Source organism: Umezawaea tangerina (assembly GCF_003002815.1).
Classification (GTDB): domain Bacteria; phylum Actinomycetota; class Actinomycetes; order Mycobacteriales; family Pseudonocardiaceae; genus Umezawaea; species Umezawaea tangerina.
Genome location: NZ_PVTF01000014.1, coordinates 258,160 through 283,143 on the forward strand (window position 1 = coordinate 258,160; position 24,984 = coordinate 283,143).

The following is a 24,984-nucleotide window of genomic DNA, read 5'->3' on the forward strand; positions in this document are numbered from 1 at the left end:
GGTCTTCTTCCAGCGGTCACACAGGTCGAGCACGAACAGGGCGTGTCTCAGCTCGGCTGGTTGTCGGACAACGTTTCCGTCGGAATCGACGCCACCGCCGACTGCTCGCCAGAGGGCGACCGCTTGTCCAAAGGGCGGCTCACGCCCTGCACCGCGTCCAGCCACGCCTCGATCACGGCCGACTGCAACTTCTTTGCCAGGCAACCGAACGTGGCCCGGTCCAGAGGCAGCGGCCGGATGCTGCCGTCGGCCTCCCGACGCTCGAGCGTCCACGACACCAGCTTCGGTACAAGCAGGTCGTGCAACTCCTGCATGTCCTGCCGGGCCGTCGCGTGGTCGGGGAACTTGCGGTAGTACAGCTCGTGCACCATGAAGTACTCGGTGACCGACCCGTCCTCTGCGACGACTTCGAGGCCGGGAAACTGCTCGGGGTCGAACTCGAGGTCGATCGTGGTGTTGGCGATGTAGCCCACTGGTGTCTCCTTGCCCGGCGTGGCGGACTGCCCAGGGGCGCCGGGACCCCTGGGCATCGGCCGATCAGGACCAGGTGGGGACGGCGCCGTCTGCGAGCACGCCGGGCACCCCGTGGGTGAGTTCGCCGGTCTGTGCGCGGCCGAACGGGTAGTCGGTGTAGAGCATTTCCATCGCGAGGGTCTGCCCTGACACTCCGAGACTTGTGGTGCGCGGGACCGATGTGCTGGGAACGGTTTTGAACACCGAGTGCCCCTTGCCCGCGGAGTCGTCGAACACCAGAGTGGCCGTGATGGATGCGTCCGCGAGCAGCGCCAACCGCGCGTTGGCGGACATGGTCAGGGCTGTCACATCCTGGACGGCGCGAGGAGTGGCGAACTCCAGGTTCGTCGTGCAGGACCTGAGATCGCATGGGGTACCGCTAGCGTCGTCGACGGAAAACGTCGACCAGCCGAGGCCGGACTCGACGGTCATGGTCGTCTCCTATCCCTTGTTTTGTGCGTCGGCCAGCGTCTGCTGGTGCTCAGCGAAGTCCTCGACCCAGAACTCGGGCTTGGTGTGCTGACGCATCTCGCCGCGAGGGTTGCCTCGCCAGTCGCCGCCCCGGACCACAAAGAACTGCGGGCGACCGATATCGATGCGATGGCGCGATGCGCCGAAGCAGGTCTGCCCGGCTTCGAACACCAAGTAGGTGTGTCCCTCGGATACCTGAACCTCGCGGAACCGGGCACCAGCTGTTCGCGCGGTGTGCGCCAGTTCGGGCCCAACGGCCTCGACGTGGATGCGCCAACCGCGGAGGTAGTTCGGGCAGTCCACCTCGGCACACGTGGCCGGCCGGGTGTGGGTGGCCATTGGCGACTGGATCGAGTAGGTCTTCATCGCGGACGTAGGGAGCTTCGGCGTCCACGGCCTGTGCAATTGCTGGGTCACTAGAACACCACCGATACGTCGTTCTTTACGGCCATGACTTGGAACTGGAGGTTGGTGAAACCACCCGTGGTGACGGTTATCGCGCGCACGTAGCGCCGGATGGTCGCGTTTCGGGCGGTCTGGATGCGCTGCGCTTGCGGTCCTGTCGTGATGGCCGTGAACGCAGCACCGGCAATGTCGGCCCACGACGCGTTGTCGGCTGAGTCCTGCAACTTCACGGTCACGTCGGTGCCGGTGAACGCGAACACATGCAGGTATGCCTGAAGACCAAACGATGTCGACGCCGTGAGGTCCACTCCGGTGCCGTTCGCCGCACCGGTGTCCGTCTTCGTCCCGGCAGTGAGTTGGTTGCCCCACTCCAGGCCGTATCCGTTGGCGAGCGCCTTGATGGACATCGTGAAGCTGCCGTCCGCGCCGCGGGTGGGGTCGTAGTTCGTTTGTTTCGCATTCAGTGCTGCCGCTGGTGCTCCGAGGATGGTGCTGCGGCAGTAGGTCAAGATCACATCCGTGGTGGGCAACGCCGAGAACCGTTGGTGCGATTGGCCCGATGCGGGGTTGAAAAACGAAACGAACTCCATTCGGCCGTCGCGGAGACCGCCGATCCGCTTCATCGCCAGCTTGTTGATCGGGGTGACATCGAGCGGTGCGGGCCCACCACCGATTACGCCGAGGCTTTGGATGTCGCCCGACACGTCGTAGCCCTGGGCGTAGAGGGCGTCACCCAAGCCGCCTTGGATTCCCATCAGGGCACCTGCTCCCAGAGGTCGTTGATGATGAGCGGGACCGTGATGAGCGCGACCCGGTACTGGCTCTCGCCGTGCTTCCACCAGGTGAAGTCGGCGTCGAGACCGGGGCCGTGGCCGCCGTGCACGTCGACGTTGCTGATCAACCCGCCGAGGGTGAAGTCGTTGACGTAGGCGCCCATGAGCTTGCTGGCAGCGCCGAGGATCTGAGGGTCGATGGAGTCGGCGGGGGCCTGCGACAGGCTCGAGGCAATGCGGATGAGGAAGGGCAGCCGGGCGCTGGTGATGTTGAGCCCGGACCGGCCGCGGATAGGGCTGAGCTTGGTGGGCCAGATGACCGTGGTCAGCCCGTGGCCGGGAGCGTTGTCGGGCTGGTGTTGGTTGACGTGGTCGAACAACCCGAGGGACTGGATGTGCGTGACGAGCGCCGCCAGGATGGGCTCCGCGTTGAACTCGTCCACATCGGACGACGACACCAGCACGGTGACAGGGACCGCGGTGTAGGAAGCGGCGCCGAGGCTGTCAGTGACGGTGGCCAGCACCGCGTACGCCCCGGACTCCGCGTAGGTGTGCTGTGCGGTGCGGGTCGGGTAGGTGACGACGGTGTCGGGGGTGCTGTCGCCCCAGTTGAAGCGCGTCGTGGTGCCGGAGAGATCTTCGGCGTCAGTGATCGCGACGGTGGCGGTCACGGTGGCGCCGTTGGGTTCGGCGGTGAGCGCGGTGATCGCGGGCGAGGTGTTGCCGCCGATGCCGACGGTGTAGCGGAAGTCGCTGCCGTAAAACGGGTTGGTGCCTGGACCGGTGGTCGGGAACGTGCCCGGTGTGCCGTTGAACAGCCCGTTCCCGTTCGGTGCTGCGGCTGCAGCGACGCCAACCACGTTGCCGTCGGCCGACACCTTCTGGGTGGTGAACGCGCCGCTGATGAACCCGTAGTTGCCGCCGGTCCCGTACGAGGTGACGAACTGCGTCGTAGCGGGCAGCTCGACCGGGCTGTCGTACTCGTGCTCGGACCAGCCGGTCGGCAGGTCGGTCGGCAAGGTCGCCTCGCCGAGCACGACGCCTGCCGCCGACCAGACCCGAGCCTTCCGGCCGACCAGCCCGACCTCGCCCGCGCCGGTCCAGACGCGGGCGTGCGTGGCCGTGATGTCGTTGACCGCGCGCCAGAACGTGCCCAGCTCGTAGTCACCCGCGTCGGCTACCTCGACCGGGTCAGCACCACTCCACGCGACAGCCATCGGTCAGCTGCCTGCCGGGGTGAGCGGTGCGCCGAAGTTGTCCTGCGGGCTGGACACCGGGGTGACCAGAGGCTCGGACGTCTTCACGACGCCGAACGCCGCCAGCAGGCTGGTCACGAGCGTGACCGCGCCGGGGATGGCGACCAGCACCGCGTTGGTCGCGCTGGCCTCGGCCGCGTCGAGCACGCCGTACGTGGCCCCCGCGGACACGAGGGTGCCGAGGAACGCCACGGCACCGCCGACTGTCCGGAACTTGTCGAGGATCGGCCGCGGCCGATCGATCCACTTCAGCGCCATGGCGCTGCTCCTCTCGTTGTGAGCCAAAGGCTCCAGGGGGTTACTGCGGCTGGGGGCTGTCGCCGTCGACGATCGCGATCCGCTCCCCCTTGCGGACGACGTCGGCGAGCGGGCCGCCGTTCTGGGTCGCGCGCTGCACGGCCGCGTCGAGCTGGGTCTCGGAGACGGCGCCGGTCTCGACGTCTCCGATGCGCTGGGCCAGGTCGTCGTGCGCTGTGACCGCGTACGCCTGGACGGCGGTGGTCAGCTGGTGCAGTGAGTCGTGCGCGGCTTGAACCAGCGCGCGGATCTCGTCACCGTTGCGCTGGACGATGTCGTGCACCGTCTCCGCGGGGTGACCGGGCACCGCCGGTGCCTTCGCGGTCTCCTTCAGCGCGGCGCGGATCTCGCCGACCGCGCTCATCAGGTTGTTGATCTGATCCTGGGTGAAGCCCGCCATGTCGTCCTCCGTGGTGGTGTTGCCCCACCCGCCACCGCTGGCGACGTAGGGGATGATGTCTTTCCGGATCTGCGCCGACCGGCTCACTCCGGGGCACTGGCGGGCGCCACCGGCCCACCGCACGGCGAACCAGTTGTGACCGCCGATGCCCCCCGAGTTCCACGCCGCGGGCTCTCGCGCAGGGATGTCGTGCACGTCAGCGCACCAGGCAGCCAATCGCTTGGCAGCGGCCAACATCGCTGGATTCCAGGCGAGCAGCGGGTCCCGGTTGCTGTCGTCCCAGGTCTCCACCGAGATCGCGAAACCATTGGCGTCGACGTTGGCGTCGGCGCGGACCTCGGTGTCGACGAACTGATAGATGACGCCGGTCTTGCCGATGTAAAAGTGGGACTCCAGCTCCACACCCGGCGAGTTCCAGTAGTCGCGCAGGGAGTCCGCCGAGGACACCGCCTCGTGGAAGATCAGCGTTGTCGGCGTGATCCGCCCCTGGGTGCGGCTCTCAGGGATGATCTGCTGGACGGCGAACGGACAGAACATGGCGTCACGCTCCGATCAGCTGGTTGGCGATGGCGACGAGCTCGGTGCCATAGCTGGGCGAGGGCGCCCACTTCCCGCCGAGTTCCTCGAAGGTCTCGATCCGGTACTTGCCCACGACGAACACCCAGCGCGGGTCCACGTTGAGGTGGCCCGTCACCAGACATCCCGTGTAGGCACGCAGGTGCTGGACGTGCGCCTCGGCACCGACCTCCCACGACGGGAACTGGGCGTGCGCCTGCGGCTGGTCGCCGCTGGTCTCCGGGTACAGGCCGGGGTAGCGCAGCTTCAGACCCGCGGTGTTGCAGTGCTCCGGCTTCACCTGCCCGCCGTACGCGCCGCCCTTGGTCTCCTTGAAGGCCTGCGCGAGCACTCCGGGCGGGTAGACGGCGTACTTCTCTGCAGCCGTCCACAGTGGTCCGGCCATCTCATTGACGAACCGCGGAGTCGCGCCGAGCGCGGGCAGCAGCGCCTTGACCGTGGCGAGGGTGACGCCCACCGGGGACGGGCCGAGGATGCGCATCACGGGTTCCTCTTCTCCTGGCTGGGCAACGGATGAGGTGGCGGCGGCAGCAGCGGCGGCGGGTCCGGGTAGTCCGGTTGGTTACGGCGCAGCTCGTTGAGCGCGCGCCAGTCCCACGGCGCATGGCCGGTAGCGAGGAGCCGCATCTCGTACAGCTCGCGCTCGACGTAGTCCAGCCGCGGCACCACGTGGTCGAGTTGCCCCTGGATGTCCTTGATCCGGACGTCGGTGAGCGATGCCGCGCGCGCTGCCCGCCGCGCCTGCCGCGCGCCGAGCCACCGGCCGAGCGGGCCGAGGAGCTTCTGGAGGTTCTCGGACACCGTGGCGAGGTAGCCGAGCAGCAGCACGGCCATCGAGCCGTACACGAACCAGCCCGACGACTTGAGGGACTCCAACGTCGACGTCGCTTCAGCCAGCACCATGAGAGCCCCCGATCCGCCGGGCAAGGGCTCTGCGCACCGTGATGGCGTGCGTCGCCACGATCATGTGCCAGGCCACGGGCGCGGTGAGGCCGGTCGCACCGCGGATTCCGTCGAGCGCTGGGCGGCCGAGGTACTCGAACAGCAGCCCTGCGGTCAGGCCGAAGTAGACGACGGCGAGAAGCAGTGATCCGCCGATGACGAGGCGCGGCCACCTGCCGGTCATGCCGGTGAGCACTAGGCCCGCACCGAAGGCCAAGGCCGCCGACCACACGCCGAGCGGGAACGCGCGCTCCACCGCGCCGAGCGCGCTGTTGGGGGTGGCCGCGACGCCGTCGACTCCGGTGGCGTAGTCCAAGGCGCGCACCAGCGCGGTGGCGCAGAACAACACCATCAGCAGGTTGCTGCTCCTGCCGTGCACCTGTGGGGCGGTCCAGTTGCCGCGCACCCTTACTCGGCGCGCGGCCATCAGTTCATCCTCGGCAGGTGGCGGCGCAGAACCTGCTCGGCGACGTGTTCCGCCTCGCCGCTGTTGAGGACTCCTGTCGCCTGATCGGCGGACCCGTAGCCTGGGAACACGGTGACGGGCGCGTTTTGGGATCCGGTGCCCTCGAGCCACGGCCCGTAGAGGCTGCCGTGGTCGTGGTCGACGGTCGCGAAGCCCTGGTCCTCGGAGACCATCCGGGACTCGTACGCCCCGGTGCGCTCGCGGATGTGGCCACCGAGGATCGAGTGCCAGACGTTCAGGCCTGCTTCGCCTGCCTCGGTCCTGCTGTCGTCGACGACGTCCTCCATCGCCAGCTCGGCGCGCCCGTCGAACAGGGGGCCCGACACGCTTACTCCGCCCACGTCACACCGTCCCGATCCGAGTAAGGCGCCCGTAGGTCGCGCAGACCTCGGCGCGCAGGTCCTTCAAGCCGCGAGTGCCGTGTTCGCGGGCGTACTCGCCCTGTCCGATCTGGCGGGCGTAGCCGGAGTTCTCCTGCTGGATCGTGTTCAGGGCCTCGGCGATGCACAGGTCGCGCACCGGGCCGGGCGCCAGGTCCTTCGCGATCAGCGCGGCAGTGTCGTGCGTGGCTGCGGTGGTGCCGAGCGCACCGCGCTCCACAGTGAGGCGGCGGCGAGCGAAGATCTCGGCACCGGTGTGCGAGGCCAGCACCGAGCCGTCCCACGACCGTCGGACGATCAGGGTGTTGCCCGCGACTTCCTCGACCAGTAGCCGCTCGGCGTCGAGGACGATGACCTCGTCCGCGGTGAACGCCGCCCCGCTCGCGACCGTCAGGTTGGTGGCGGCGTTGTCCTTGGCGAGGGTCCCCGTCTGCCCAGTGGTGATCAGCGACTTGGACTTGACGATCATCCGCTCGGAGTCGATGCGGATGAGGGAACCGACGCCGACGGCAGCGGAGTCCGTGACGTCGACCGCGGTCTCTGACACGTCCAGCGGTTCGGCCAGCGCACCACCGGGCTCGGCCTCGGTCGGGTAGTTGAACACCCCCGTGATGGACACGGCGCGCTGGCCTGCGCTGAAGGATGCCGAGGACGACCTGTTGATCTCAACGCAGTTGTACGGCGGCCCACTCGCCTCGCCCAGCAGGTAGTCGCCCTCGGCGATCTCCGTGCCGCCCGCGGTCAGCAGGCTGACCGCGGTGAGCTCGTGCTCGTCCAACCACAGCCGCCACGACCGCGAGTACGGCGCCGGCCAGTCGAACGTCCTGGTCCCGAACCACGGGTAGAAGACCCGTCGGGTCAGGCCTTCGACGCCGCGGGAGGCAGCTTCGATCGCGCGGTCCACACGGTTGTTGTCGCGTGCGGTGATGGCCGAGTCCATTGCGGACTTGACTTCCTCGCGGGTGGCGTACCAGACGCCCATGGCTGCCTCCTTCCTTTGTGCCGTAACACCTATTGACCATCGCTCCGCCAGCCGTCCGACCGACAGAACAGGACTCCGTTGGGTCCTGTCTGGAGCGGCTCCCCGTCGTTGGGGCACGCAGTCGGTGGAGTGGATCGCTCGGTGAGGAGCTCCGCAGCCGCGTCTCGGACGATGCTGAGGAGCTCCTCCCAGCTCACGACTCGTCCGTCGCCGCGGCGCGGGCCTGATCGTTCTCGTTGAGGCGGGCGACGAGTTCGAGCTTCTTGCCCGTGGTGGGCAGCCCGCGCTCGGTGAGGAAGCCGCGCAGCTGCTCCGCCGTGCAGGCGTCGTAGTCGACGGTGTGCTCGCTCTCGACGGTGTGCTCGCTCTCGACGGCCTCGTCCGCCTCCGCCGCGCTGTCGTCGCTGGGGGGCAGGACGGAGAAGGTCGCGGTGACGGGCTCCCCGTCGTCGCCCACGAGGGTCTGCGGCTCGTAGTGCCGGACTCCGTCGGCGTCCTCGGTGTACGGGGTGCCGCCGCCCTCGGGCTTCGTCACGTTGTCGGGGTCGAAACCGGAGTCGACGCCCTCGAGAGCGGCCGACTGGTGTCCTGCGTCCTCATCGGCGGTCGGGTCCCAACCTCCGCCGGTGATGGCCGGAACGGCGGCGTTGGTTGCTCCACCGTGGACGCTGATCTTCGCCATCTCTTCCCCCTGCTCGTGGTAGTCGGTCGACCCGCAGTTCGGGCACTTCGGTGCGCCGACCGAGTAGGCGGCGGTGCACCGGTTGCAGATCAAGAGCACGTCAGACCTCCTGCTCGCCGAGGTGAGTGCGCACGACCGCGGCCGCGGCCGCGGTCCACGCGGCGCGGATCAGGTCGCCGAGGTCGTCCCAGGACGGCATGGGAAGGCCCTGGTAGTTCAGGCCTCCAGTGGTGTCGCCGTACGCCTCGTAGGCGGCCTGGGCGAGCGCAATCCGCGCCGCGTGGTCCATGGCTAGGCCGCCACCACGGTCGCGCCGTCGTCGATCGGGACGTACGTGAGGATCCACGTGATGCCGCCGTCGGCGCCGGTAGCGGTGACCTGCTCGATGGTTCCGGTGTCGACGTACAGGTCCTGCTTGGGACCGGGCACGGCACCGGGGCCGGTGAGCGCGCTGTCACCGGTGAGGCCCTGGAAGGAGATGAGGTTGCCCGCGGGGGAGTCGGTCGTGCCGAGGTCCGTCGCGGCGCACAGGTCCTTCGTTGCGCCCACGGTCGGGTTCGCCTGCAGCTTCACCGTGTTGGCGACCGTGATCGCGGTGGTGACGCGGCCGACGATGCTCGTGATCGCCACCAGGCCGTTGACGTTGAACAGGGTCTTGGTCTCCACGACCAGCGGGGTGTAGGCCTTCTCGACCCGGATGCCGCGGTTGATCGACCGGACCTGGTCGCCCTTGATGAGGGTGCTCATGGTGTCCGTCTCCTTAGGACAGCAGGGCCGCGAGGTTGGCCGGGGTGCGGGAGACCTGGAGGTCGCGCATGAAGTAGAGGACGGCGAGCGTCTTGTCCCCAGCACCGAGGTCCGGGACGTTGACGGAGATCCACTCGCAGCCGTCGGCGAGCGAGGCGGCCTCGACCTCGAAGACGAGGAGGTTCTGCTGGATGTCGGTGTTGGCCGACGCGGGGACGGCGATCTCCGACGCGGCGGCCTGCGTGAACCGGGTCCACGTCTCGCTGTTGTCCATGGCCACGGCCGACTTCAGCCAGTACTCGGTGATGCAGTCGAGGTCCGAGGTGTTGCCCCCGGTGCCGGCGGTGTGCTGCTGCAGGTCGACCTGCAGGTCGTCACCGCCCGACGCGACGCCGCCGACCAGCACGACGGTGACGCCCATCGCGTTGTTGAGGTGAACGCGCTTGCCGGTGACGAGGCCGTTGGTGGCAGCCGGCGGTGCGCCGAGGCCGATGTCGAAGCAGTTGCCGAGCCCGTGCATGGTGCCCTCCTGGAGGGGGTTGATTGCCTCTGCGGATGGGCCGGGGCGGGGGTGTGAATGCCCGCCCCGGCTGGCGTGCTGCTAGGCGCGGACCGCGACCTTCACGAAGGGCGACAGCTTCTTGCTGCTGTTCTGCGGGGTGATCGCGGACTGGATCCACGGGCGGCCGTCGACGCGCTCGATGACGCGCATCGCCGTCTTGTCCGTGGAGAACGCCGAGTGCGTGGAGGTCTCGGCCTGCATGGCCATCCGGTCGCCGACCAGGTAGTAGCCCAGGTCGACGAAGTTGATGTCGCCCTCGGCGCCGAGCGCGTTGACCTTCTCCGTGAAGATCACCGGCCTACCCAAAATCGTGACCGGCGGGGCGCCTGCGCCGTCGCCGTTGCCGATCCAGACCGCGGAGCCGCCGGTGCCCACGGACAGCGCCATGGTGGCCAGCTCGGGGAACACGTCGATGTTGCAGATCCACACCGCGCGGCCGAGCGAACCGGGCAGCATCCGGCTGTAGGCCTTGACGATGTTCTCCCACAGCACCGTCGCCGCGCCCTGGCCGGACTCCTTCGGCACCGTCACCGCAGCCGGGGCGTTGAGGAAGCCCAGCGGCTCGTAGACGCCCGAGCCGGAGATGAACGCGGTGTCCTCGAACCAGGAGATCGCCTCCGGGTACGCCTCGTTCATGAACGCCTCGAGCGAGATGAGGCTGTCCTGGAACAGTTCGTTCGGGACCTCGGAGTAGACCGTCAGCTTCTTGGCGGTCAGGGTGACGCGGCCGAACTTCGGAGCGCTGTCGGTGAGGGCGCCGCCCTCCTCCGTCCAGTAGCCGACGATGCCGCCGTGGACGGACGTCGCGTTGGAGGTCGCGTCGATCGTCGGGAACGGGACGGTGAGGCTGTCCATCGGGATGATCCGTGCGAGCGGCCGCACGACGGCGGTCTCCAGCGACACGCGGAGCAGCTCGGCGCGCAGCGCCTCCGGGATGAGGAACCCGCCGTCCGACGGCACCGTCGACCCGAAGGAGTTCATGACCTTCGTGATGTCGGAGCGCGCCTGCAGCGCCTCCATGCTCTGGTTGCCCGCCCAGATGGTGGACATGTAGTCCGACCAGTTCTGGTACTGCTTGTCGAGCTTCCGGCCGGGGGCCTTCGGGTTGTAGCCCTTGGCCCGGCGCGCCTGGGGGGCGTCGGGGTCGAGGTTCAGCCGGTTGATGTTGCGCGGCGTCGGGTCCAGCCCCTGCTCGCGCAGCGTCTCGGCCACGGTGGCCTGGATCTGCTCCTTGACCTCGCGGTTCATGACCGTGCCGGGGCCCTGCTGGGCGTCGCCGTAGGCCTTGATCCAGCCGCCCAGGGTGGCGGGGTCCTTCATGACCGGCGCCATCTTCGCGGTGTCGAACACCATCTCGGCCAGCTCGTCCGAGTTCTTCGGGACGGGGACGTTCTTGGGTGCGATCAGCTGGGTCACCATGGAGACCCGGCCGACACGACGGGCGTCGACACCCAGTGCAGCGAGCCGTGCGCGCTGCCCCGGCAAAAGCGTCTTGGTCAGCATCGGAGGAAACCTTCCTTCAGGGCATCGAACGACACGGCGTCCTGTGTGGACGGCGCTGAGTTGTGGAAGCCGTTGGTGAGCGCGGCCCACGAGTCGGTGGCGGAGTCGGACTCGGCCGGGGTGGGGTCGACCTCGTCGACCACGGGCGGTGCGTCGGCGGCCGGCTCGGGGGCGACCTCCGCCGCGGTGGCATCCGCCGTACCTGCGGCCTCCTGCTGGACGCTGGACACGGTGGGCGCGACAGGAGTCGTGCTGGCCTCGGTGGTGTCCTCCGGCGCGGCTTCGACCGGCGCCGGGGCGACCGGCTCGACCGCAGCCGGTTCGGTCAAGGCCGGTTCCGTCACGGCCGGTTCGGCCACGGCCGGTTCGGCCACGGCCGGTTCGGCCACGGCCGGGTCGGTGGTCTCAGTGGCGGAGGCCTCCGGGACCGTCGGCGTGAGCCCGGTGTCCGCGGTGGAGTTCGACGGACGCGCGATGGCGGGTGGCGGAGGTGCCGCGGTGCGCCCGGCGTAGGTGAACACGCTGAGGTCCCAGGTGTTCTGCGGCACCGGCGACGGCCGCTCCTGTGTCGCCGCGACTGCGTTCGCGAGCCCGGCGGCCACCGCTTCCTCGGCGGTGTACCAGGTCTCGGCGCGCATCATGGCGCGCCACTGCTCGGTCGTGCCGCCCGCACGGTCGGCGTAGATCGCCGCGACGCTGTCCGACACGGTGTCGAGCAGGTCCGCGTACTTGCGGAAGTCCTCGGCGTTGCCGATCTCGATGCCGGACGCGTCGTGGATCATCATCGTGGAGCCGGTCGCCATGGTGACCGTGTCGCCGGACATCGCGATGACGGAGGCGATCGACGCGGCGAGCGCATCGACCGTTACGTGAACCTCGGCGGAGTGCTGGCGGAGCGCGTTGTAGATCGCGATGCCGTCGAAGGCGTCGCCCCCAGGGCTGTTGAGGTGCAGCTCGATCCTGGAGGCCGTCACCTGCTCCAGCTCGCGCACGAAGTCCTGAGCGGTGATGCCCCAGTAGCCGATCTCGTTGTAGATCCGGATGACCGCGGTCGACTCGTTGGCGAGGTTCTCGATGCGGTACCAGTCCTGCCGACCCTCGCGGAGCTGGACCCGCGGGCGTGCGGTCCGAAGTCGCTCCTTCGTGGACGTCGCGCTGTTGAACACGCGACGCCGACCGCAGGCGTTCGCCATACCAGCGTAAATCCACTGGACACTGGACGCAGTGGGCATGGCAAAGACCGCGAGAGCCGCGGTGTTGCTCTCCGGCACGGGTCCGGCCGGTGTGTGGTCCTTCACGCGGCACCTTCCTTGGTCGAACGCCAGATGCCGACGACGGTGCCGCGGCAGCGCGCCTTGCCCGCGCAGTTCACGTAGCCGCCAGCCGGGTAGAGCTTCCGCACCAGCTGGAGGTCATCGGTGCGACCGAGCCACTTCCCGTGGATGGCGTGGCAGGCTGTGCACGTCGACTTGTCGAGCACCTCGCTCGCGTACACGTCGGTCACCGGTGCGCCGGCCAGCGTCGCCAGCCGCGCCAGGTTCTGGGCCGCGGTGAGGGCGCCGCCGAGCGCGCTCGCGATAGCGGACACCGCGAGGGTGCCGAGGAAGATCGACACGTAGTCGGCGATCTCGTCGTCGGTCAGGGTGCCGCTGGCCATCCGCGCGGCCTCCCGCCCTGCCGCCAAGGCGTACCTCTGTCCCTCCAGCGCGGCGACGGTCACCGCGATGGCGAGCAGCACCTCCTCGGCGGGCGTGACCGGGTCGACCGTGGTCTCCTGGGCCTCGGCTTCGGCGACGACGTCGTCCGCGGCGGACGCGGCCAGCTCGGTCATCGCGGCGAGCAGCTTCTCCACGGCATCCGCGGTGTCGACGCTGAGGTAGGCGAGCTCGGAGACGTCACCTGCGGCGAGGACGTCGCGCACCGCGGCGAGCAGCTGCTCGATCCAGCCCGCCACGATGTCGGCAACCCATGCCGCGACCAGCGCCGCGAGCGCGGCCGCGAAGGCCTCCTCCATCGGAGTGAGGTCGACAGACTCCACCGCGTCGGGATCCTCCGCGGGCACGCCGTCCGGCGGTGCAGGAATGTCGGTCTCGTCGACATTGCGGACGAGCTGGTGCGAGCACCCCGTGTATGTGGTGCGCGCGGAGCCGGGGTTCGCCGCCACCAGCTCCGCGCGCACCACCCGGCGCACGGCCGCGACCACGTCGGCCGGCGCCGCGGCGGCGGGCGCTGGCGCGACCGCGCGTACCGGCATGTCCGGCACTCCGACGGCGGCCAGTACCGCGCTCGGCTCGAAGCCCGCGTCGATGTAGGTCTTCACAGCCTCGGACTTCGAGGTCCGCTCCTCGTTGTCCGCTTCCCGGTCGGCCGGCACCGGGCTGTCGTAGTCGAACTCCAAGCCGGTGCCGAGCTCGCCGTACAGAGGCAGGAGGTCGTTGTTCAGGAAGCCCTTCCACCGCTCCAGGCGGGGTACGGTGAGGTCCTCGGCGAACAGCAACTTCCCGGCGATGGCGTTGGCCTTGTTCACGTCGTCGGAGATGCCGAGGCTGATCTTGTGGATGCCCCAGGCCTCCATGACGGTGTCGCGGGAAACCCGCCGCACCTCGACCAGCTGCATGTCGCGGTTGGTGTACTTGCGGTCGACCCACTTGCCCTCGGTCAGCATCGCCACACGGTGGGCATTCGCGACACCCTTGTGGCCCTCGGCCCAGCGCTCGCGGAACTCGCGGAACTCGGCGGGGCCCATCCGCTTGGCCAGCTCGATGATGCCGCCCGGCTCGGCCCCGTTGAGGAAGAAGTTCAGATTCCACTCGGCGGAGTAGCGGCCCGCGTCGGCGTCGGTCAGCACCGTTTGCAGCGGGCCCAGGCCGTGGTAGGGGTCCCACGGGTTGGGGGTGCGGATCTGCAGGAGCTGGTCCAGCTCGAGCGGCACCGTCTCGCCGGACGGCGACTGGTAGAGGTAGCCCGCGAGGAACGTCTCCGGGTCGGGCACCGGCGCCACCCGGTGCGGCTGTACGGGCCACAGCTCCAGCGGCAGCGAACGGAACCGCGGGTGGTAGCCCACGAAGACCGACGACTCGCCGGTCAGCTCGATGTGCTGCTGCCCGGCCTCGACCAGCTCCTGTCGGGTCATGAACCTGTTCGGCTTGTTCCACAGGTCCAGCGCCGCGTGACGGGTGACCTCGACGCGGTCTTCCTTCTTGCCCGACTCGGCCGACCGGTAGAGGTGCCAGGTCGCCTTGGAGGTCGACGAGGCGCACCGGCTGACGATCGAGTACACGATGCCGGAGGTGCCCATGCGGCGCAGCAGGCCTTCGCCGTTGCTGCGGCCGAGCCCGAGCCAGCCGCTGCGGCCGCCGGAACCGGGTGGTGCCATCGAGATGGTCTCGACACGGTTCATGACCGTGCGCAGGGGGCTCCTCATTCGCTCAGCCCTTCAAGGACGAGCACGGCCACCCCGCTGGCGAACAGGCCCACGGCGCTTCCGCCGAGGGTGCCGAAGAGGGCGACCCCGCCGACCCAGAGCCCGGTCACGATGAGGGTGAAGCCGATCAAGATGAGAAGGGTCGAGCGGAGCGCGCGGAAGTTGATGAGCCCACGGATTCTCATGAGCGCCTACCGGCAGTCGCGAGCCTGCGCGGTGTCGCGCTTTCACACACACGTTCGAGGCTCGACATGTGCGCAGAGTACATCCGGTTTGGCCGAAGAATCTGCGGGTAAGGCATAGATTTTCCGGCATTTCGTTGGTGTACATCAAATCTGACCGGACGAATAATTGGTCTGATGTGCGTGCGGGGCAAAATCATTCGCTCGCATAGCGTGGCGTGTTGCTCTGCGGATCACCCGGATGCGACCCTCCGGTTGTGAACAACAGCGAGCGCGACACGCCGGGTCCGGTTGGGACAGTCCTCGCGGACAACGTCCGCCGGATACGGGAGGGGCAGCGGCTGACGTACGTCGCGCTGGCTGCTCTGCTCGCCGAGGTCGGGCGCCCGATCCCGGTGCTGGGGCTGCGCCGGATCGAGCGGCGCGAGCGGCGCGTCGATGCGGACGAGCTGCTCGCGCTCGCCGTCGTGCTGCGGGTGGCGCCGGTCGACCTGCTGATCCCGGCGCAGGCTGACGGCAGCTACCAGGTGACGCCGACGGTGCAGGCATCACCGAACCGGGCCCGCAACTGGGTCGCCGGGAGCGAGTTCCTCGTCGAGCCGCAGTCGGCCGCCGAGCTGAGCGACCTCGTCCGCTGGATGCCGCGCCCGCGCGCGCAAGCCGCTGTCACCAACTGGGCCAGCCCGCCGACGCAGGCTGGCTGACGCCCGAAGCCTGCGCGGTCGGGCGGCTTCGTGGCAGTGAAGCTGCCCGACCGCACGTGTTCCGTGCCCGCGTGAAGGGGCCTCCGGACGAGGTTGGACAGAGCCGGACAAAGTCAGACAAGGTCGGACGGGGCTGGATACGGCGATGGCCAGCCCGCCTCGGCGAACCGGCCATCTGCTCCCTCCCAGGAACACCGCGGCAGAGACGCTACAACCACTGGACGTCGGGCTGGGCACCGAGGTCGCGCTCGGCGACGACGTACCGCATCGTGTCGCAGCCGTCGTCCTGCTCCTTGAGCGGCTGCTCCTTCAGCTTCTTGCCGTTGCTGGTGTCCCACACGTAGCCGGGGATCTCCTCGATCAGGCACGTCGGAGCCTTGGCGTCGGCCAGCACTTCGTCGCGCTCGATGAGCGAGTCCTGCAGGACGTACAGCCGACGCTTCCCGTCGCCCGGATCCTTCAGGCGGGCCTGGACCGCCTGGATCCCCTCGGTGACCGCCTTGTGTGCGGGGGTCGTGGACATCCCGAGGTGCAGCTCCAGCGTGCCGCGGCCCTCGGCGTCGTGGTCGCACACGATGCCCCGCGGCTGTGGCTCGGTCCACTCGCGTGCGCCGGTCGCGATGTCCTTGAGTACGTCGTCGCCGGATGCGTCCTTCCCTGCGGTCGTCTCGCCGACCACCTCCGTGACGGCCTTGAGGATGACGGCCGCGTGCTTCTCCACCAGCCGGTTGGTCATCTGCAGCTCGCGGTACAGGTACAGGCGGCCGTCCGGGTCTTCCGCCCACGCCTGCCACACGAAGGGGTGGTTGAACCCGAAGTCGACTGCCCACCACCTGTCCCAGCTCTCCGGGATGTCGAACCGCTTGATCCAGTGGATGGTGGTGTCGAACTCGTCGTAGATCATGCCCTCGGCGCTGACCCACTTGCCCTCGTAGAGCCGGGCGCGGCGGACACCGGAGAGGTTCTTGAGCTTGCCCTCGACGTAGGCTAGGCCCGCGGGCGTTGGAGTCCGGTCGTCGTTGTAGTAGACCGGGTTCTCCCAGTGCCGCGACTCCAGCATCCGGGTCTTGCCCTCGTCGCACCGGATCTTCAGCCAGTGCGTGGGGCGGTCCGGGTTGCAGTCCGCGAGCAGCTGCTGGAACGACAGCACCCCGGAGCGAAGGCGGCTGGTGCAGGACTCCCAGTCGTCCAGGGTGAGCTCGGTGGCCTCCTGGACGTAGATCACGTCGTACTCGGTGGACATGATCTTCACGGGCTTGTCGAGCCCGCCGACCACGATCACGCTGCCGTTGCTGTACTTCCACTGCGCGGGCTCGCGGCTGGAGCCGCCGAACCACTTCACGTGGCCAGCGAGGATCGACTCCTTGGCGACGAACTTCTGGTAGGTGACCAGGCCGCTGGACGTGAGCGACACCAGGGTCTTGCGCACCATCAGCAGACGGACACCTGGTGTCGAGAGCGCCATGAAGTGCAACTTCTCGATGCACGCGCGGCTCTTCCCGGTGCCTGCGGGGCCAGCCATGAGGACTTCGTCGTCGCGGCACTCCATCACCGTCCTCGCGCTGCCGCGCGGGGCGTAGACGTGCTCGATGACGGCGGTCACCGCGGCGCTCCGGTGGCGCTGCGGTGCGGGCGGTCGGTGGGGCTACTCGGTCTTGCGGGGGCGTCCGCCCTTGCGTGATCGGCGCTCGGCGAGCTCGCGCTCCGCCTCGTCCAGGAGCGCCTTGTCCTCGTCGGTGCCGTTCTTCCGGATGTCCTGGCGCATGGCCTCCATGAGGGCCTCGGTGCGGTTGCTGCCGCGGCGGGCGACGACGTTGCCGTAGGCGGTCCAGAGCGGGTCGGGCACGCGGATGGGGCGGACTCGGGTGGTGCGTTCTTCGCTGGCGTCGGCCATGGGGCGGGGGTCCTCCCTGTGTAGATACAGGGATTCTGGCACAGGTTCTTGTGTAGATACACAGTTTCGGTTACCTTGTATCTACACAGTTTGAACCACCGGAGGACGACATGGCCGCCACGACCACCGCAACGATCACCCGCTGCATCGACTGCGGCCGCGTCCTCCGCGCCACCAAGTCCATCGCCGCCGGCCGCGGCCCCGGCTGCCAGGCCAAGATCCGCAAGGCCATCAAGGCCAAGGCCGTCGCCGAGTTCAAGCCCGCCCAGGTCGCCAAGGCGACCGAGTTGATCGCCGACGGCGGCATCGTCGCGATCCGCGGCCGCAGGGTCTTCCGGGTCGTGTCCACCAACGGCGCCAGCACCTACCTGACCGCCCCGCAGGCCTGCAACTGCGCCGCCGGGCTCCGCGGCCAGCACACCTGCTACCACCGCATCGCTGCGACGATCCTCGCCGCAGCCTGACCCCGCACCCATCACAAGCAGGAGGAGCCCCGCATGGACCGCGACCAGACGACCGCCCCCCGACGTGGCGACTTCGTCGTCTACCACGGGAGCAAGCGCCGCTACGACGGGTGGGTGATGCAGGTCGAGCGCGTCGTCCGTGGAGAGGTGGAGCCGCTGCTCTACCTCGAAGCGGGCGGTGTTCGACTCCGCAGCGTGCGGCTCAGGTCCGTCCAGCCCGACACGCCTGCAGCGTGGGGTGAGGCCTGAGTGACGCAAGGCGCTCGTCACGGAGCCCACCCCCGGTTCGTCCAGGGGTGGCGCTCCCGGAACAGCGCAGGCGACAGTGGCCGGATCTTCACCACCACGCATTCCGACGGCCAGCGCCGCCGCGCGCGGTCCAGCACGCGGGCCGTCATCGCCGCTCCAAGAGGTAGCGCCACCGGTGCGTCCGGTCGCTGATCACGTCGCGCCGGTAGGTCTCCTGCACGGACGTTGGCGCCGCGACGAGGCCGTCGGCGGGGACGAACTCGGCCAACCCCACCGGGCGTTCGCAGGGGAGGTGCAGCCGCTCGGCGGGCTGGATGTGCATGACCTGGCCGTCGTGCGAGCCGCCGACCAGTTCGATCTCCTCGGCCGTCATCACGTGACCCGTACGTAGCGGAGGAGGGCTTGGTCGCGGTGCAGGCCGCGGTACAGCAGGTCGAGGTGGCGCAAGTACGCGGGCAGCATGCTCGGCGGCCGCGGCGCCAACGGCTGGTCCACGAAGACGAACTCAACGTCTGGGAGGACCTCCACAATCATCCGGGTCATCCGCTCAGCAACGGCTTCGCTGATCTCCTCCCACGACGCCCCTGGGTGCGTCGGCTCCGGCACGTCCGGCATGTGCACGCCGTCGGGGATTTCGTCGACCGCACACCAACCGGGCCCGCACTCGTGCTCGTCGGGCGACACCCACGGCGAACAGCACGACCGGCACGCGGGCAGTTGGGCGCCGGTGTCGTCGAGCAGGTGTAGGTGCTCACGGCACCGAGCCCACTCCTCGCGGCTGCTCGGGTCGCGCACGCACGTGTCGAAGCCGCTGTCGTGCGCCGCAACACCAGCCGCGAGCCACGCCAGGGCGCTCACCGGGAGCCCGTTCCGGAGCTGCCGGTCGGGCCATCGTCCTGGCCGGTCTGGCGCAGGAACGGCGTGGGGCGAGAGTTGTAGGCCGCCGAGTCGGCCGGAGCCCACGGATTTCTGTGGCTGATCTCGGCCCGGCGCGCGGCAGGCTCGTTGAGGTAGGCCGTCAGGGGCGCCTGCTGGCCAACCTCGTTCAGCAGGCGGAGCGGCGCGACAGCGTGCAGCCTGCTCGGTGCAGCGTGGGCGGCCAGCCACCTCGCCTGGAACTCGGCGAACTCCTTGTTCGAGAGGGGGCGCAGCACCAAGCTCGGCTTCGGCACACGCCGCACCCGGATCTCGATGCCGTCGCGCACCACGCGCGCCCGGTAGCCGCGGCACCGGTACACCAGCACGAGGCCGTGGGCCATCACGAGGGTGAGCAGCCACAACACCAGGCCTGCGCTGGCGGTGAGCACCAGCGCAGCGAGGATCCACACGCCGAGCACCTTGCCCAGCTCGACGACCCCATACCTGATCATGGGTGTGCGCCCATGGACCGGCCGAGACGGACGAGCGCGTCCTCACCGTCGGCGAGCCGGGCAGGGTGCACGACCGCGAGACGCTCCAGTCGGGCTACCTGGACGGTGGAGACCGAGCCGGAGCGGTCTGCCATCACGTTGACCTCGGTCGTCGGAACGTTCTTCGACGTCGGCACCGTGATGCCGACGTCGAAGAACGTTCCGTCCCGGAGGCGCACCTTGTCGCCCACCGTCAGCTCGTTGCGGTTGATCATGGATCGCTCCTTCGCGGTCTTCACTCTTCGCGCGACGTCTCCGCCCCGCACGCGCGGCAGCGGTGCGGGTACTCCTTCAAGGACTCGCTCGATGCCCCGTGGTCCCCGCGGTGGCGGTTGCACTCGTGGGTGTGGTTGGCGCCGTCCGTCCAGCGATGCACGCAGAGCGGTCGCCGCTTCGGCACGGCCGCCAGGATCGTGTCGTCGCGCAGCCCTCGCATCTCGGCGAGGATCCGGCCGACCTCCGCCGCGTCGGCGCGCATCCGCTCCTCGCGCTGTACGGCTCGCGCGTACTCCTGCGCGGAGGGGTTGGCGAGCCAGCCCTCCAGCGCGGCGGCCTTGTGCTCGTCGGTCATCCAGTCGTCCATCACGCCTCCTCGAAGATGTGGAAGACCAGCGCTCCGCCGGCGGTGAGCGCGGTCCCGTGGAAGGTGGTCGCGCCGTCCGGGATCGGCGTGCCGGTGCCGACGATGTGGAAGACCCGTGTCACCAGTTCGGCGGCCGGGTTGACCCACGCCCACATCGCGACCGCGCCGTACTGCTCGTCGACGTCCAGCACCACAGCCCCCGTGGGCATCTCGATCCTGCTGACGGCGGTGGTGAGCTCGTACTTCCAGACGGTGCCGGTCACGGTGACTCCAAGCGGACGACGTCGAGTTCGTGCCGGAGCCGGTGGAGCCGCGTGGTCGACCAGCACGACGCGGCCTGCTCTGCTGCTCGGCCAGCGGGGGTGTTCTTGTCGCACTGCTGTGCTGCCCACAGCAGGCGTAGCCACGGCACGTCGACGCGCACGACGCTGTTGGAGTGCGCACTGCATCCGCTTGGCGGGCAGATGACCTCGACCGGGCCGCCGGACACCCGGACGATGACAACGTCGCAGGCCTCGTGCTGGGTGCGGGAGCGCATCCACTCGTGCGCGCCGTCGAGCGTGCGGACCTCGGCGGAGTCGGTGATCATGCGGACGCTGATGCCTGGGTCGTGGGACAGGCACACGAGGTCGAAGGCGCTGCTCATGAGTCCGCCTTGGACGGACCGCTGTGGACCCGCTCGTACCGGGTGACGCCCGGCGTTGTCTCCGACGGGCCCAGGCGGCGGTAGCGGTATTCGCCTGCGGTGTCGAGGGTGAGGTGGTCGCCGTCGAGGACACCGGTGCGGGTGAGCGCCTGGACCAGGTCGTCGTGCACGCCGATGAGGTCGTCGGCCTGCTCGACGGTGCGCACACCGCCGCTGACGGTGGTGAGCACCGCGGTGCTGTAGTCGGTGGTCACTCGGCTTCTCCCGTCTCCGGGGCGACGTTGTGCTCCGGACCGGTCGGCCACCGGAGCGCGAGCGACACCGCCTGCAGGCGGCGCGGCTGCCCGCACTGCCCCAGGCCGTCGCTGTCGGCTTGGGGCCGGTCGAAGGTGAGCGCGTGGGCGACGTGGAAGCGCATCCACTCCGGCGTCTGCAGCTCCAGCTGGTCGGCGATCTCCCGCAGCGTCGCGGCGAGCGCGGCCGCGTCCTCCGCCGTCGGCGGCTCGTCGGGCTGGACCTGGTCGACGGGCACGAGGTCGCCGGTGATCCGGAACCGGGTCAGCGCGTTGGGGTGGTAGAAGCTGTGGTCCGGCCTCTCGACGGAGATCGTGACGTGGTCGATCGCGAGCCCAGCGAGGTGCGCACCGGCGACGAGGTCGTGGTAGGCGGGGTCACCGCCCAGCGTGGCTTCGACCGTGCTCGTGCCGAGCCGGGGGCGAGCGAACCCGGCCGCGCCGAGCGAGGCCTCCGTGAGGAGGCGGGTGCGCGACGCGGGCAGGAGCGGGTGGCAGCGATCGAGCCATGGCAGTGGCCAATCCCTGCTGGCGGTGGACGGCACCAAGCCGCCTCGGTTGAGCCTGGGCGTCTCGAGAGCGACCTCGGGCGCCGGATCGTCGGCTGGCCGCCAGCCGTTCGCCCAAGGCGTGGACTCCTCGTCCGCGGCGACCAGTTCGATGGGGAGGCCGAGCACCGTCGAGTCGGGCAGGCCTGCCGCGACCAGCGCCTCCCACTCCTCGTCGGTCGGCTGCTCCGCCACCGGTGACTCGGAAAGCAGCCGCCGTGCCTGGGCGGCGGTCAGCTTCACCGGCCCACGGAACGGCGGGTACCCCTTGGCGCTGGAGGCGCGGATGAGCGCCTCGACGATCCCGATCACGGCGCCTTGCCTTCCTCGATCAGGTCGGCCTCGTCGGGCCTGACCACCAGCAGTTCGGCGCGGGACGTGATGACCGCGCGGTGGCCGGGGAACTCGGCCTTGAGCAGCTCGCTGGCGCGGCGTGCGTCGTCGGGCGTGATCGGGTCGGCGTAGGCCAGTACCAGCACGTCGCCCGGCCGGACGCGCACCACCCGCACCTCGGGCAGGTCCGGGCCGCCGGTCCAGCGGTGGCCGCACATGCACAAGTGCTGGGAGGAGGGCTCGTGTGCGCGTTGGATGCACTCGTGCCGGCTCGACCCCAGCGTGTGGAAGTGGGATGGCTCTGCGGACACGCTGGCCGGGCACAACGGCCGCTTGATGGCGGTCATCTCAGCCCCCGCTGGCTGGCGATGAACTCACGGACGCGGCGGTACTTCCCGCCGGTGCTGTGCCCGTCGAACTCGACGGTGTGCTTCGGCATGTGCCACGACACCTGGCCGGTCGGCAGTTCGATGTAGGCGACCGGCCAGTCCGGTTCAGCGGGGTCGGGTGCGAACCCGGCGGCGTAGCCGAGGCCGAGGGCCAAGTCCAAGGCCTTGAACACGAGCAGGTACCGGATCTCGTAGTCCGTGTCGTGCTCGGTGATCAGCTGCAGCACCCGGCACAGCTCGTCAGCGTCGGCGTGGTCCAGTACCGGGGGAGTCCAGCCCAGCGTCAGCAGCGCGGCGCGGGTCTCCTGCGGGATGGCCACGGAGGTGACGCCGTCGACCGTCACGTCGTGCGTCACCAACTGGAGCTCCAGCGCACGGTTGCGCGCATCGGCACGGAGCACTAGGTCCGTGACGGCCGGGCCGATGTCTACGCCGTCGACCAGCACGCTGCCCTTGCCTGGGCTGAGCTGCAGGGCCACGTGCTTCTGGATAGCCATCACGCACCGGCTTTCGGAGCGGCCGACGCCGGGCGTGGGTGGTGGTGGTCGACGGTCGAGGCGAAGCAGCGGCGGGCGAACTCCGCGCCCGTGATCGGCTCGTCGAAGCCGCGCGGGCCGTCAGTACGGGTGCCGTTCGTCCAGCCGTCCGGTTTGGTGACGGTGGCGTTGTGAACCTCCGCCCACTCCGCCGGGGTCTTCAGGTCGGCGGGGTCTGCTGGTGCGGGCACGGCGTCCTCCTCGGCGGTGGGGTTCCGGTCCGGCGCGGTCGCGCTGGGCGGCGCCTCCTCGATGAGCGGGATGGCTAGGCCGGAGATGCGGCACACGAGCACGCCAGCCCAGTCGTGCAGCGGGGTCCCGCGCTGCCACGGCACATCGCGCGTGAAGTCGGGCTCCAGCCCTGCTCCGGTGTCCACTCGCTGCGTCCATAGCGGACCCGTGGTCGACATCAGCGTGTGGTTGCGCTCGGCGGCCGCGGCGACAACTCGTTGCCGTAGGGACGACTCGACGACGTCCAGCGCTTTGGGGCTGTACTCGACGACCTCGGCGTGCACCTCTTGGGCGACGTTCACCCGGTTCCTGGCCGCCCAGGCCTGTTCCAGGCGCACGAGCAGGTCGGTGGGCAGGAGCACGGTGCGCTCGCCGCGCTGCCACACGGCGACGTCGGGCGGCAAGCTGCCGGTCATGCCGTCACCGCCGGGTCGAGCAGGCCGCACGCGTTGACGGGCAGCCGCTCGCCATCCACGACGGAGGTCATGTTGCCGTCGATCTCGACCAGACCACCGATGGGCCACGTGGGTGGGGTCGGGTCCTGGCCGACCGGCACCGCGATCAGCGTCTTGTCGACGTCGACCAGCACGGCGCCGCACCACGAGCAGCGCTGGCGCACCAGCGGGCCGATGAGGACCACCATCCCGGCGATGTGCACCACACCCGGCGTCACGCGCTTCTCCATGACACACGACCGTTGGGCAGGAACTCGAAGGCGATACCCGACTGGCGCTCGATGGCCTGCCTGACCGACTCGGCGAGCGCGGGGGCGCTGAGGTGGACCGAGTAGAACTTCCCGAAGTGGTTGGCGCGGGTCCCGAAGATGAGGAACGTCGGCCGGTAGTCGCCGCGGTTGTAGCCGTGCAGGGTGGCTGCGGCGAGCTGGTCAGGTGTCAGGTCGGCCCACGCCACCCACCCGGAGGTCCCCTCTGGCGGGCGCTCGGTGGTCGTCGCGCTGACCACGAACAGGGCCTCGGGCTCGCGGTTCGGGATGTCCACGTAGAACTTGTGTGGCCAACCGTACTTCTGGTCCGCCCACTTGGCGGTCCAAAAGGGCTCGGCAAGGAGGTCGTCGGGGTTGACGCTGCCGCAGAACGAGCAGCGCCTGAAGTGCTCACCGTGGGTTGGCTCGCGCCAGCTCCACCCGTCGAACGGCGCCGCGTCGGGGTGCACGACGTCCGCCCCCAGCCCCTGGTCTTCGACGTTGGCCACGTGCCTTCTCCTCTGCTTGTTACCGGTCAGTACGGGTACTACCTGCGAGTTCGCGTTAAGAATGATCTTGATCAGGTGGGCCGTGAGGGGGCCGCTGGAACGCAGCCGACCATCAGGCACCTGCACCCCTCGGCGCACCGGAACTCGTTGTCCCAGGGCGCCGCCGCGCGCCGGATCTCGTGCGTGCACTGGCGGCACACGCTGACCTCGGCCACTTGGGCCTCAGGCTTGGCCACGACAGCCACGGTCTTCACGACCCCACGTCCACGGCGAACGGCGGCATCCCGCCGCCGTAGAACGACACCCACACGCACCCGCCCTCGGCGAGCTGCTCCAGGTCGCCCTGCTCCAGCGCACACCGCACCGACAGCACCGGCATCCCCGTGCTCGCCGACACGCTCGCGACTGCTTCCACCGCGGCGATCGGGCCGGTCGGGTCGTCGTCCGGAGGGCCGACAACGAGCCGCCGCGCGCCCTCCCACACCGCCTCGTCAGGGATCGGGACTGGCCTCACTTCATCGCCTCCGGGTCCACGCCGACGACCGTGTACCGGACGTCGCTGCTGTTGTCGGCCTTCTCCGGGGCGTCCAAGCCCAGGTACTTCGCTCGCCGATCCATCAAGGTCAACAAGGCCCGCACCGACTGGGTGTCACCGGTGACCGCCCGCGGCCACAGCCCGCGTTGCAACCGGTCGAGCCGCGCCAGCTCGAGCTGCCGCCACATCTCCGAGCTCGCGCGCTCGTCGTCCTTGGCAGCCTCGAACGCGCGGCTCAGGTCCTTCGACACCGCGGCCCGCCGCGACTCCGGGGTGCTGCCGCCGTACTGCAGGGCGGACGCGATCTCGTCCAGCGAGGCGCCCGCGATCCGCAACTGCACAGCACGCGCGCGGCGTTCCGCCACCTGCGTCTGCACCTCGTCGCTCGCGGGCATGG

The 24,984-nt window shown here is 69.5% G+C and carries 41 protein-coding genes; 3 read left to right on the forward strand and 38 right to left on the reverse strand.

Annotated elements, in window-relative coordinates; all coding sequences use genetic code 11:
• Positions 1–47: 47 nt before the first annotated feature.
• The 20 genes from CLV43_RS38245 to CLV43_RS50220 all read right to left on the reverse strand — a co-directional run bounded on the left by CLV43_RS38245 (position 48) and on the right by CLV43_RS50220 (position 14,510).
• Entirely contained in the window at positions 48–473 is a 426-nt protein-coding gene (locus CLV43_RS38245; protein ID WP_106193855.1) for a hypothetical protein, read from the reverse strand.
• A gap of 64 nt (positions 474–537) precedes the next feature.
• On the reverse strand, positions 538–945 hold the full coding sequence (locus CLV43_RS38250; RefSeq protein ID WP_211304753.1) for a hypothetical protein: 408 nt from the start codon (positions 943–945) through the stop codon (positions 538–540).
• Positions 946–954: 9 nt separating this feature from the next.
• Positions 955–1,350 (reverse strand): hypothetical protein, encoded by a 396-nt coding sequence (locus CLV43_RS38255; RefSeq protein ID WP_146175076.1) that lies wholly within the window; start codon positions 1,348–1,350, stop codon positions 955–957.
• Between the two features lie 50 nt (positions 1,351–1,400).
• Positions 1,401–2,144: a hypothetical protein gene (locus tag CLV43_RS38260; protein ID WP_106193858.1), complete on the reverse strand. Its 744-nt coding sequence runs from the start codon at positions 2,142–2,144 to the stop codon at positions 1,401–1,403.
• Positions 2,144–3,379 carry a DUF4082 domain-containing protein gene (locus CLV43_RS38265; RefSeq protein ID WP_106193860.1) on the reverse strand — a complete coding sequence of 412 codons (1,236 nt, stop codon included), beginning with the start codon at positions 3,377–3,379 and terminating at the stop codon, positions 2,144–2,146. The genes CLV43_RS38260 and CLV43_RS38265 overlap by 1 nt, the downstream gene beginning before the upstream one ends.
• Positions 3,380–3,382: 3 nt before the next feature.
• Positions 3,383–3,676 carry a hypothetical protein gene (locus CLV43_RS38270; RefSeq protein WP_106193861.1) on the reverse strand — a complete coding sequence of 98 codons (294 nt, stop codon included), beginning with the start codon at positions 3,674–3,676 and terminating at the stop codon, positions 3,383–3,385.
• 40 nt (positions 3,677–3,716) lie between these two features.
• Complete coding sequence (locus CLV43_RS38275; protein ID WP_106193863.1) at positions 3,717–4,652, reverse strand: peptidoglycan recognition protein family protein; 936 nt, start codon at positions 4,650–4,652, stop codon at positions 3,717–3,719.
• Positions 4,653–4,656: 4 nt separating this feature from the next.
• Positions 4,657–5,172: a glucosaminidase domain-containing protein gene (locus CLV43_RS38280; RefSeq protein ID WP_106193864.1), complete on the reverse strand. Its 516-nt coding sequence runs from the start codon at positions 5,170–5,172 to the stop codon at positions 4,657–4,659.
• Positions 5,172–5,594, reverse strand: coding sequence for a hypothetical protein (locus CLV43_RS38285; RefSeq protein ID WP_106193866.1), 423 nt, complete (start codon positions 5,592–5,594; stop codon positions 5,172–5,174). Before CLV43_RS38285 ends, CLV43_RS38280 begins: the two co-directional genes overlap by 1 nt.
• Positions 5,581–6,060 (reverse strand): hypothetical protein, encoded by a 480-nt coding sequence (locus tag CLV43_RS38290; RefSeq protein WP_146175077.1) that lies wholly within the window; start codon positions 6,058–6,060, stop codon positions 5,581–5,583. Before CLV43_RS38290 ends, CLV43_RS38285 begins: the two co-directional genes overlap by 14 nt.
• The gene (locus tag CLV43_RS38295) at positions 6,060–6,425 is read right to left on the reverse strand and encodes a hypothetical protein (RefSeq protein WP_106193869.1); all 366 of its coding nucleotides are present in this window, start codon (positions 6,423–6,425) and stop codon (positions 6,060–6,062) included. Before CLV43_RS38295 ends, CLV43_RS38290 begins: the two co-directional genes overlap by 1 nt.
• A 16-nt stretch (positions 6,426–6,441) precedes the next feature.
• The gene (locus tag CLV43_RS38300; protein ID WP_106193870.1) at positions 6,442–7,461 is read right to left on the reverse strand and encodes a hypothetical protein; all 1,020 of its coding nucleotides are present in this window, start codon (positions 7,459–7,461) and stop codon (positions 6,442–6,444) included.
• A gap of 193 nt (positions 7,462–7,654) precedes the next feature.
• Positions 7,655–8,242 carry an SAP domain-containing protein gene (locus tag CLV43_RS38305; RefSeq protein WP_106193872.1) on the reverse strand — a complete coding sequence of 196 codons (588 nt, stop codon included), beginning with the start codon at positions 8,240–8,242 and terminating at the stop codon, positions 7,655–7,657.
• Between the two features lies 1 nt (position 8,243).
• On the reverse strand, positions 8,244–8,432 hold the full coding sequence (locus CLV43_RS38310) for a hypothetical protein (protein ID WP_106193873.1): 189 nt from the start codon (positions 8,430–8,432) through the stop codon (positions 8,244–8,246).
• Positions 8,433–8,434: 2 nt separating this feature from the next.
• On the reverse strand, positions 8,435–8,890 hold the full coding sequence (locus CLV43_RS38315; protein ID WP_106193875.1) for a hypothetical protein: 456 nt from the start codon (positions 8,888–8,890) through the stop codon (positions 8,435–8,437).
• A gap of 13 nt (positions 8,891–8,903) precedes the next feature.
• Complete coding sequence (locus CLV43_RS38320; protein ID WP_106193877.1) at positions 8,904–9,410, reverse strand: hypothetical protein; 507 nt, start codon at positions 9,408–9,410, stop codon at positions 8,904–8,906.
• An 81-nt stretch (positions 9,411–9,491) separates the two neighbouring features.
• Complete coding sequence (locus CLV43_RS38325; protein ID WP_106193878.1) at positions 9,492–10,955, reverse strand: phage major capsid protein; 1,464 nt, start codon at positions 10,953–10,955, stop codon at positions 9,492–9,494.
• Positions 10,949–12,253 (reverse strand): head maturation protease, ClpP-related, encoded by a 1,305-nt coding sequence (locus CLV43_RS38330; protein ID WP_106193880.1) that lies wholly within the window; start codon positions 12,251–12,253, stop codon positions 10,949–10,951. The genes CLV43_RS38325 and CLV43_RS38330 overlap by 7 nt, the downstream gene beginning before the upstream one ends.
• On the reverse strand, positions 12,250–14,379 hold the full coding sequence (locus CLV43_RS38335) for a phage portal protein (RefSeq protein ID WP_106193881.1): 2,130 nt from the start codon (positions 14,377–14,379) through the stop codon (positions 12,250–12,252). The genes CLV43_RS38330 and CLV43_RS38335 overlap by 4 nt, the downstream gene beginning before the upstream one ends.
• On the reverse strand, positions 14,376–14,510 hold the full coding sequence (locus tag CLV43_RS50220) for a hypothetical protein (protein WP_281262197.1): 135 nt from the start codon (positions 14,508–14,510) through the stop codon (positions 14,376–14,378). Before CLV43_RS50220 ends, CLV43_RS38335 begins: the two co-directional genes overlap by 4 nt.
• 308 nt (positions 14,511–14,818) lie before the next feature.
• Between CLV43_RS50220 and CLV43_RS38345 the strand changes: the two genes are divergently transcribed.
• A complete protein-coding gene (locus tag CLV43_RS38345) occupies positions 14,819–15,265 on the forward strand; it encodes a hypothetical protein (protein WP_106193885.1) in 447 nt (148 codons plus the stop codon).
• 208 nt (positions 15,266–15,473) lie between these two features.
• Here the strand turns inward: CLV43_RS38345 and CLV43_RS38350 are convergent, their stop codons facing one another.
• Together CLV43_RS38350 and CLV43_RS38355 are read right to left on the reverse strand one after the other, a co-directional pair.
• On the reverse strand, positions 15,474–16,868 hold the full coding sequence (locus CLV43_RS38350) for a phage terminase large subunit (protein ID WP_211304754.1): 1,395 nt from the start codon (positions 16,866–16,868) through the stop codon (positions 15,474–15,476).
• Positions 16,869–16,910: 42 nt separating this feature from the next.
• On the reverse strand, positions 16,911–17,159 hold the full coding sequence (locus tag CLV43_RS38355) for a hypothetical protein (protein WP_106193886.1): 249 nt from the start codon (positions 17,157–17,159) through the stop codon (positions 16,911–16,913).
• A gap of 110 nt (positions 17,160–17,269) precedes the next feature.
• Here CLV43_RS38355 and CLV43_RS38360 point away from each other — a divergent pair, with 110 nt between their 5' ends.
• Positions 17,270–17,623, forward strand: a complete 354-nt coding sequence (locus tag CLV43_RS38360; RefSeq protein WP_106193888.1) for a DUF6011 domain-containing protein — start codon at positions 17,270–17,272, stop codon at positions 17,621–17,623.
• 33 nt (positions 17,624–17,656) lie between these two features.
• Entirely contained in the window at positions 17,657–17,872 is a 216-nt protein-coding gene (locus tag CLV43_RS38365; protein ID WP_106193889.1) for a hypothetical protein, read from the forward strand.
• 145 nt (positions 17,873–18,017) lie between these two features.
• Here the strand turns inward: CLV43_RS38365 and CLV43_RS38370 are convergent, their stop codons facing one another.
• The 16 genes from CLV43_RS38370 to CLV43_RS38450 all read right to left on the reverse strand — a co-directional run bounded on the left by CLV43_RS38370 (position 18,018) and on the right by CLV43_RS38450 (position 24,982).
• Positions 18,018–18,245: a hypothetical protein gene (locus CLV43_RS38370; RefSeq protein WP_106193891.1), complete on the reverse strand. Its 228-nt coding sequence runs from the start codon at positions 18,243–18,245 to the stop codon at positions 18,018–18,020.
• Positions 18,245–18,730 (reverse strand): hypothetical protein, encoded by a 486-nt coding sequence (locus CLV43_RS38375; RefSeq protein ID WP_106193892.1) that lies wholly within the window; start codon positions 18,728–18,730, stop codon positions 18,245–18,247. The genes CLV43_RS38370 and CLV43_RS38375 overlap by 1 nt, the downstream gene beginning before the upstream one ends.
• Positions 18,727–19,242 (reverse strand): hypothetical protein, encoded by a 516-nt coding sequence (locus CLV43_RS38380; RefSeq protein WP_106193894.1) that lies wholly within the window; start codon positions 19,240–19,242, stop codon positions 18,727–18,729. Before CLV43_RS38380 ends, CLV43_RS38375 begins: the two co-directional genes overlap by 4 nt.
• Complete coding sequence (locus tag CLV43_RS38385; RefSeq protein WP_146175078.1) at positions 19,239–19,496, reverse strand: hypothetical protein; 258 nt, start codon at positions 19,494–19,496, stop codon at positions 19,239–19,241. Before CLV43_RS38385 ends, CLV43_RS38380 begins: the two co-directional genes overlap by 4 nt.
• A gap of 20 nt (positions 19,497–19,516) precedes the next feature.
• The gene (locus tag CLV43_RS38390; protein ID WP_106193897.1) at positions 19,517–19,864 is read right to left on the reverse strand and encodes a hypothetical protein; all 348 of its coding nucleotides are present in this window, start codon (positions 19,862–19,864) and stop codon (positions 19,517–19,519) included.
• Complete coding sequence (locus tag CLV43_RS38395; RefSeq protein ID WP_106193899.1) at positions 19,864–20,127, reverse strand: DUF7352 domain-containing protein; 264 nt, start codon at positions 20,125–20,127, stop codon at positions 19,864–19,866. The genes CLV43_RS38390 and CLV43_RS38395 overlap by 1 nt, the downstream gene beginning before the upstream one ends.
• Entirely contained in the window at positions 20,124–20,510 is a 387-nt protein-coding gene (locus CLV43_RS38400) for a hypothetical protein (protein ID WP_106193900.1), read from the reverse strand. The genes CLV43_RS38395 and CLV43_RS38400 overlap by 4 nt, the downstream gene beginning before the upstream one ends.
• Positions 20,507–20,764 (reverse strand): hypothetical protein, encoded by a 258-nt coding sequence (locus CLV43_RS38405; RefSeq protein WP_106193902.1) that lies wholly within the window; start codon positions 20,762–20,764, stop codon positions 20,507–20,509. Before CLV43_RS38405 ends, CLV43_RS38400 begins: the two co-directional genes overlap by 4 nt.
• On the reverse strand, positions 20,761–21,663 hold the full coding sequence (locus CLV43_RS38410; RefSeq protein WP_106193904.1) for a hypothetical protein: 903 nt from the start codon (positions 21,661–21,663) through the stop codon (positions 20,761–20,763). Before CLV43_RS38410 ends, CLV43_RS38405 begins: the two co-directional genes overlap by 4 nt.
• Positions 21,660–21,902: a hypothetical protein gene (locus CLV43_RS38415; protein ID WP_106193905.1), complete on the reverse strand. Its 243-nt coding sequence runs from the start codon at positions 21,900–21,902 to the stop codon at positions 21,660–21,662. The genes CLV43_RS38410 and CLV43_RS38415 overlap by 4 nt, the downstream gene beginning before the upstream one ends.
• A gap of 125 nt (positions 21,903–22,027) precedes the next feature.
• Positions 22,028–22,570 carry a hypothetical protein gene (locus CLV43_RS38420; protein ID WP_106193907.1) on the reverse strand — a complete coding sequence of 181 codons (543 nt, stop codon included), beginning with the start codon at positions 22,568–22,570 and terminating at the stop codon, positions 22,028–22,030.
• Positions 22,570–23,256, reverse strand: coding sequence for a hypothetical protein (locus CLV43_RS38425; protein WP_106193908.1), 687 nt, complete (start codon positions 23,254–23,256; stop codon positions 22,570–22,572). Before CLV43_RS38425 ends, CLV43_RS38420 begins: the two co-directional genes overlap by 1 nt.
• The gene (locus tag CLV43_RS38430; protein WP_106193910.1) at positions 23,253–23,525 is read right to left on the reverse strand and encodes a hypothetical protein; all 273 of its coding nucleotides are present in this window, start codon (positions 23,523–23,525) and stop codon (positions 23,253–23,255) included. Before CLV43_RS38430 ends, CLV43_RS38425 begins: the two co-directional genes overlap by 4 nt.
• Complete coding sequence (locus CLV43_RS38435; protein WP_146175079.1) at positions 23,510–24,172, reverse strand: hypothetical protein; 663 nt, start codon at positions 24,170–24,172, stop codon at positions 23,510–23,512. The genes CLV43_RS38430 and CLV43_RS38435 overlap by 16 nt, the downstream gene beginning before the upstream one ends.
• A 130-nt stretch (positions 24,173–24,302) precedes the next feature.
• Positions 24,303–24,566: a hypothetical protein gene (locus CLV43_RS38445; RefSeq protein ID WP_146175080.1), complete on the reverse strand. Its 264-nt coding sequence runs from the start codon at positions 24,564–24,566 to the stop codon at positions 24,303–24,305.
• On the reverse strand, positions 24,563–24,982 hold the full coding sequence (locus tag CLV43_RS38450; protein ID WP_106193916.1) for a hypothetical protein: 420 nt from the start codon (positions 24,980–24,982) through the stop codon (positions 24,563–24,565). Before CLV43_RS38450 ends, CLV43_RS38445 begins: the two co-directional genes overlap by 4 nt.
• Positions 24,983–24,984 lie beyond the last annotated feature (2 nt).

Bases quoted from the DNA above. Each gene is read 5' to 3' on its own strand.
- CLV43_RS38250 (WP_211304753.1), bottom strand. From the start codon at position 945: ATGACCGTCGAGTCCGGCCTCGGCTGGTCGACGTTTTCCGTCGACGAC.
- CLV43_RS38255 (WP_146175076.1), bottom strand. From the start codon at position 1,350: ATGAAGACCTACTCGATCCAGTCGCCAATGGCCACCCACACCCGGCCG.
- CLV43_RS38260 (WP_106193858.1), bottom strand. From the start codon at position 2,144: ATGGGAATCCAAGGCGGCTTGGGTGACGCCCTCTACGCCCAGGGCTAC.
- CLV43_RS38265 (WP_106193860.1), bottom strand. From the start codon at position 3,379: ATGGCTGTCGCGTGGAGTGGTGCTGACCCGGTCGAGGTAGCCGACGCG.
- CLV43_RS38270 (WP_106193861.1), bottom strand. From the start codon at position 3,676: ATGGCGCTGAAGTGGATCGATCGGCCGCGGCCGATCCTCGACAAGTTC.
- CLV43_RS38275 (WP_106193863.1), bottom strand. From the start codon at position 4,652: ATGTTCTGTCCGTTCGCCGTCCAGCAGATCATCCCTGAGAGCCGCACC.
- CLV43_RS38280 (WP_106193864.1), bottom strand. From the start codon at position 5,172: ATGCGCATCCTCGGCCCGTCCCCGGTGGGCGTCACCCTCGCCACGGTC.
- CLV43_RS38285 (WP_106193866.1), bottom strand. From the start codon at position 5,594: ATGGTGCTGGCTGAAGCGACGTCGACGTTGGAGTCCCTCAAGTCGTCG.
- CLV43_RS38290 (WP_146175077.1), bottom strand. From the start codon at position 6,060: ATGGCCGCGCGCCGAGTAAGGGTGCGCGGCAACTGGACCGCCCCACAG.
- CLV43_RS38300 (WP_106193870.1), bottom strand. From the start codon at position 7,461: ATGGGCGTCTGGTACGCCACCCGCGAGGAAGTCAAGTCCGCAATGGAC.
- CLV43_RS38310 (WP_106193873.1), bottom strand. From the start codon at position 8,432: ATGGACCACGCGGCGCGGATTGCGCTCGCCCAGGCCGCCTACGAGGCG.
- CLV43_RS38315 (WP_106193875.1), bottom strand. From the start codon at position 8,890: ATGAGCACCCTCATCAAGGGCGACCAGGTCCGGTCGATCAACCGCGGC.
- CLV43_RS38320 (WP_106193877.1), bottom strand. From the start codon at position 9,410: ATGCACGGGCTCGGCAACTGCTTCGACATCGGCCTCGGCGCACCGCCG.
- CLV43_RS38325 (WP_106193878.1), bottom strand. From the start codon at position 10,955: ATGCTGACCAAGACGCTTTTGCCGGGGCAGCGCGCACGGCTCGCTGCA.
- CLV43_RS38335 (WP_106193881.1), bottom strand. From the start codon at position 14,379: ATGAGGAGCCCCCTGCGCACGGTCATGAACCGTGTCGAGACCATCTCG.
- CLV43_RS38355 (WP_106193886.1), bottom strand. From the start codon at position 17,159: ATGGCCGACGCCAGCGAAGAACGCACCACCCGAGTCCGCCCCATCCGC.
- CLV43_RS38360 (WP_106193888.1), top strand. From the start codon at position 17,270: ATGGCCGCCACGACCACCGCAACGATCACCCGCTGCATCGACTGCGGC.
- CLV43_RS38365 (WP_106193889.1), top strand. From the start codon at position 17,657: ATGGACCGCGACCAGACGACCGCCCCCCGACGTGGCGACTTCGTCGTC.
- CLV43_RS38370 (WP_106193891.1), bottom strand. From the start codon at position 18,245: ATGACGGCCGAGGAGATCGAACTGGTCGGCGGCTCGCACGACGGCCAG.
- CLV43_RS38380 (WP_106193894.1), bottom strand. From the start codon at position 19,242: ATGATCAGGTATGGGGTCGTCGAGCTGGGCAAGGTGCTCGGCGTGTGG.
- CLV43_RS38385 (WP_146175078.1), bottom strand. From the start codon at position 19,496: ATGATCAACCGCAACGAGCTGACGGTGGGCGACAAGGTGCGCCTCCGG.
- CLV43_RS38390 (WP_106193897.1), bottom strand. From the start codon at position 19,864: ATGGACGACTGGATGACCGACGAGCACAAGGCCGCCGCGCTGGAGGGC.
- CLV43_RS38400 (WP_106193900.1), bottom strand. From the start codon at position 20,510: ATGAGCAGCGCCTTCGACCTCGTGTGCCTGTCCCACGACCCAGGCATC.
- CLV43_RS38415 (WP_106193905.1), bottom strand. From the start codon at position 21,902: ATGTGCGGCCACCGCTGGACCGGCGGCCCGGACCTGCCCGAGGTGCGG.
- CLV43_RS38420 (WP_106193907.1), bottom strand. From the start codon at position 22,570: ATGGCTATCCAGAAGCACGTGGCCCTGCAGCTCAGCCCAGGCAAGGGC.
- CLV43_RS38425 (WP_106193908.1), bottom strand. From the start codon at position 23,256: ATGACCGGCAGCTTGCCGCCCGACGTCGCCGTGTGGCAGCGCGGCGAG.
- CLV43_RS38430 (WP_106193910.1), bottom strand. From the start codon at position 23,525: ATGGAGAAGCGCGTGACGCCGGGTGTGGTGCACATCGCCGGGATGGTG.
- CLV43_RS38450 (WP_106193916.1), bottom strand. From the start codon at position 24,982: ATGCCCGCGAGCGACGAGGTGCAGACGCAGGTGGCGGAACGCCGCGCG.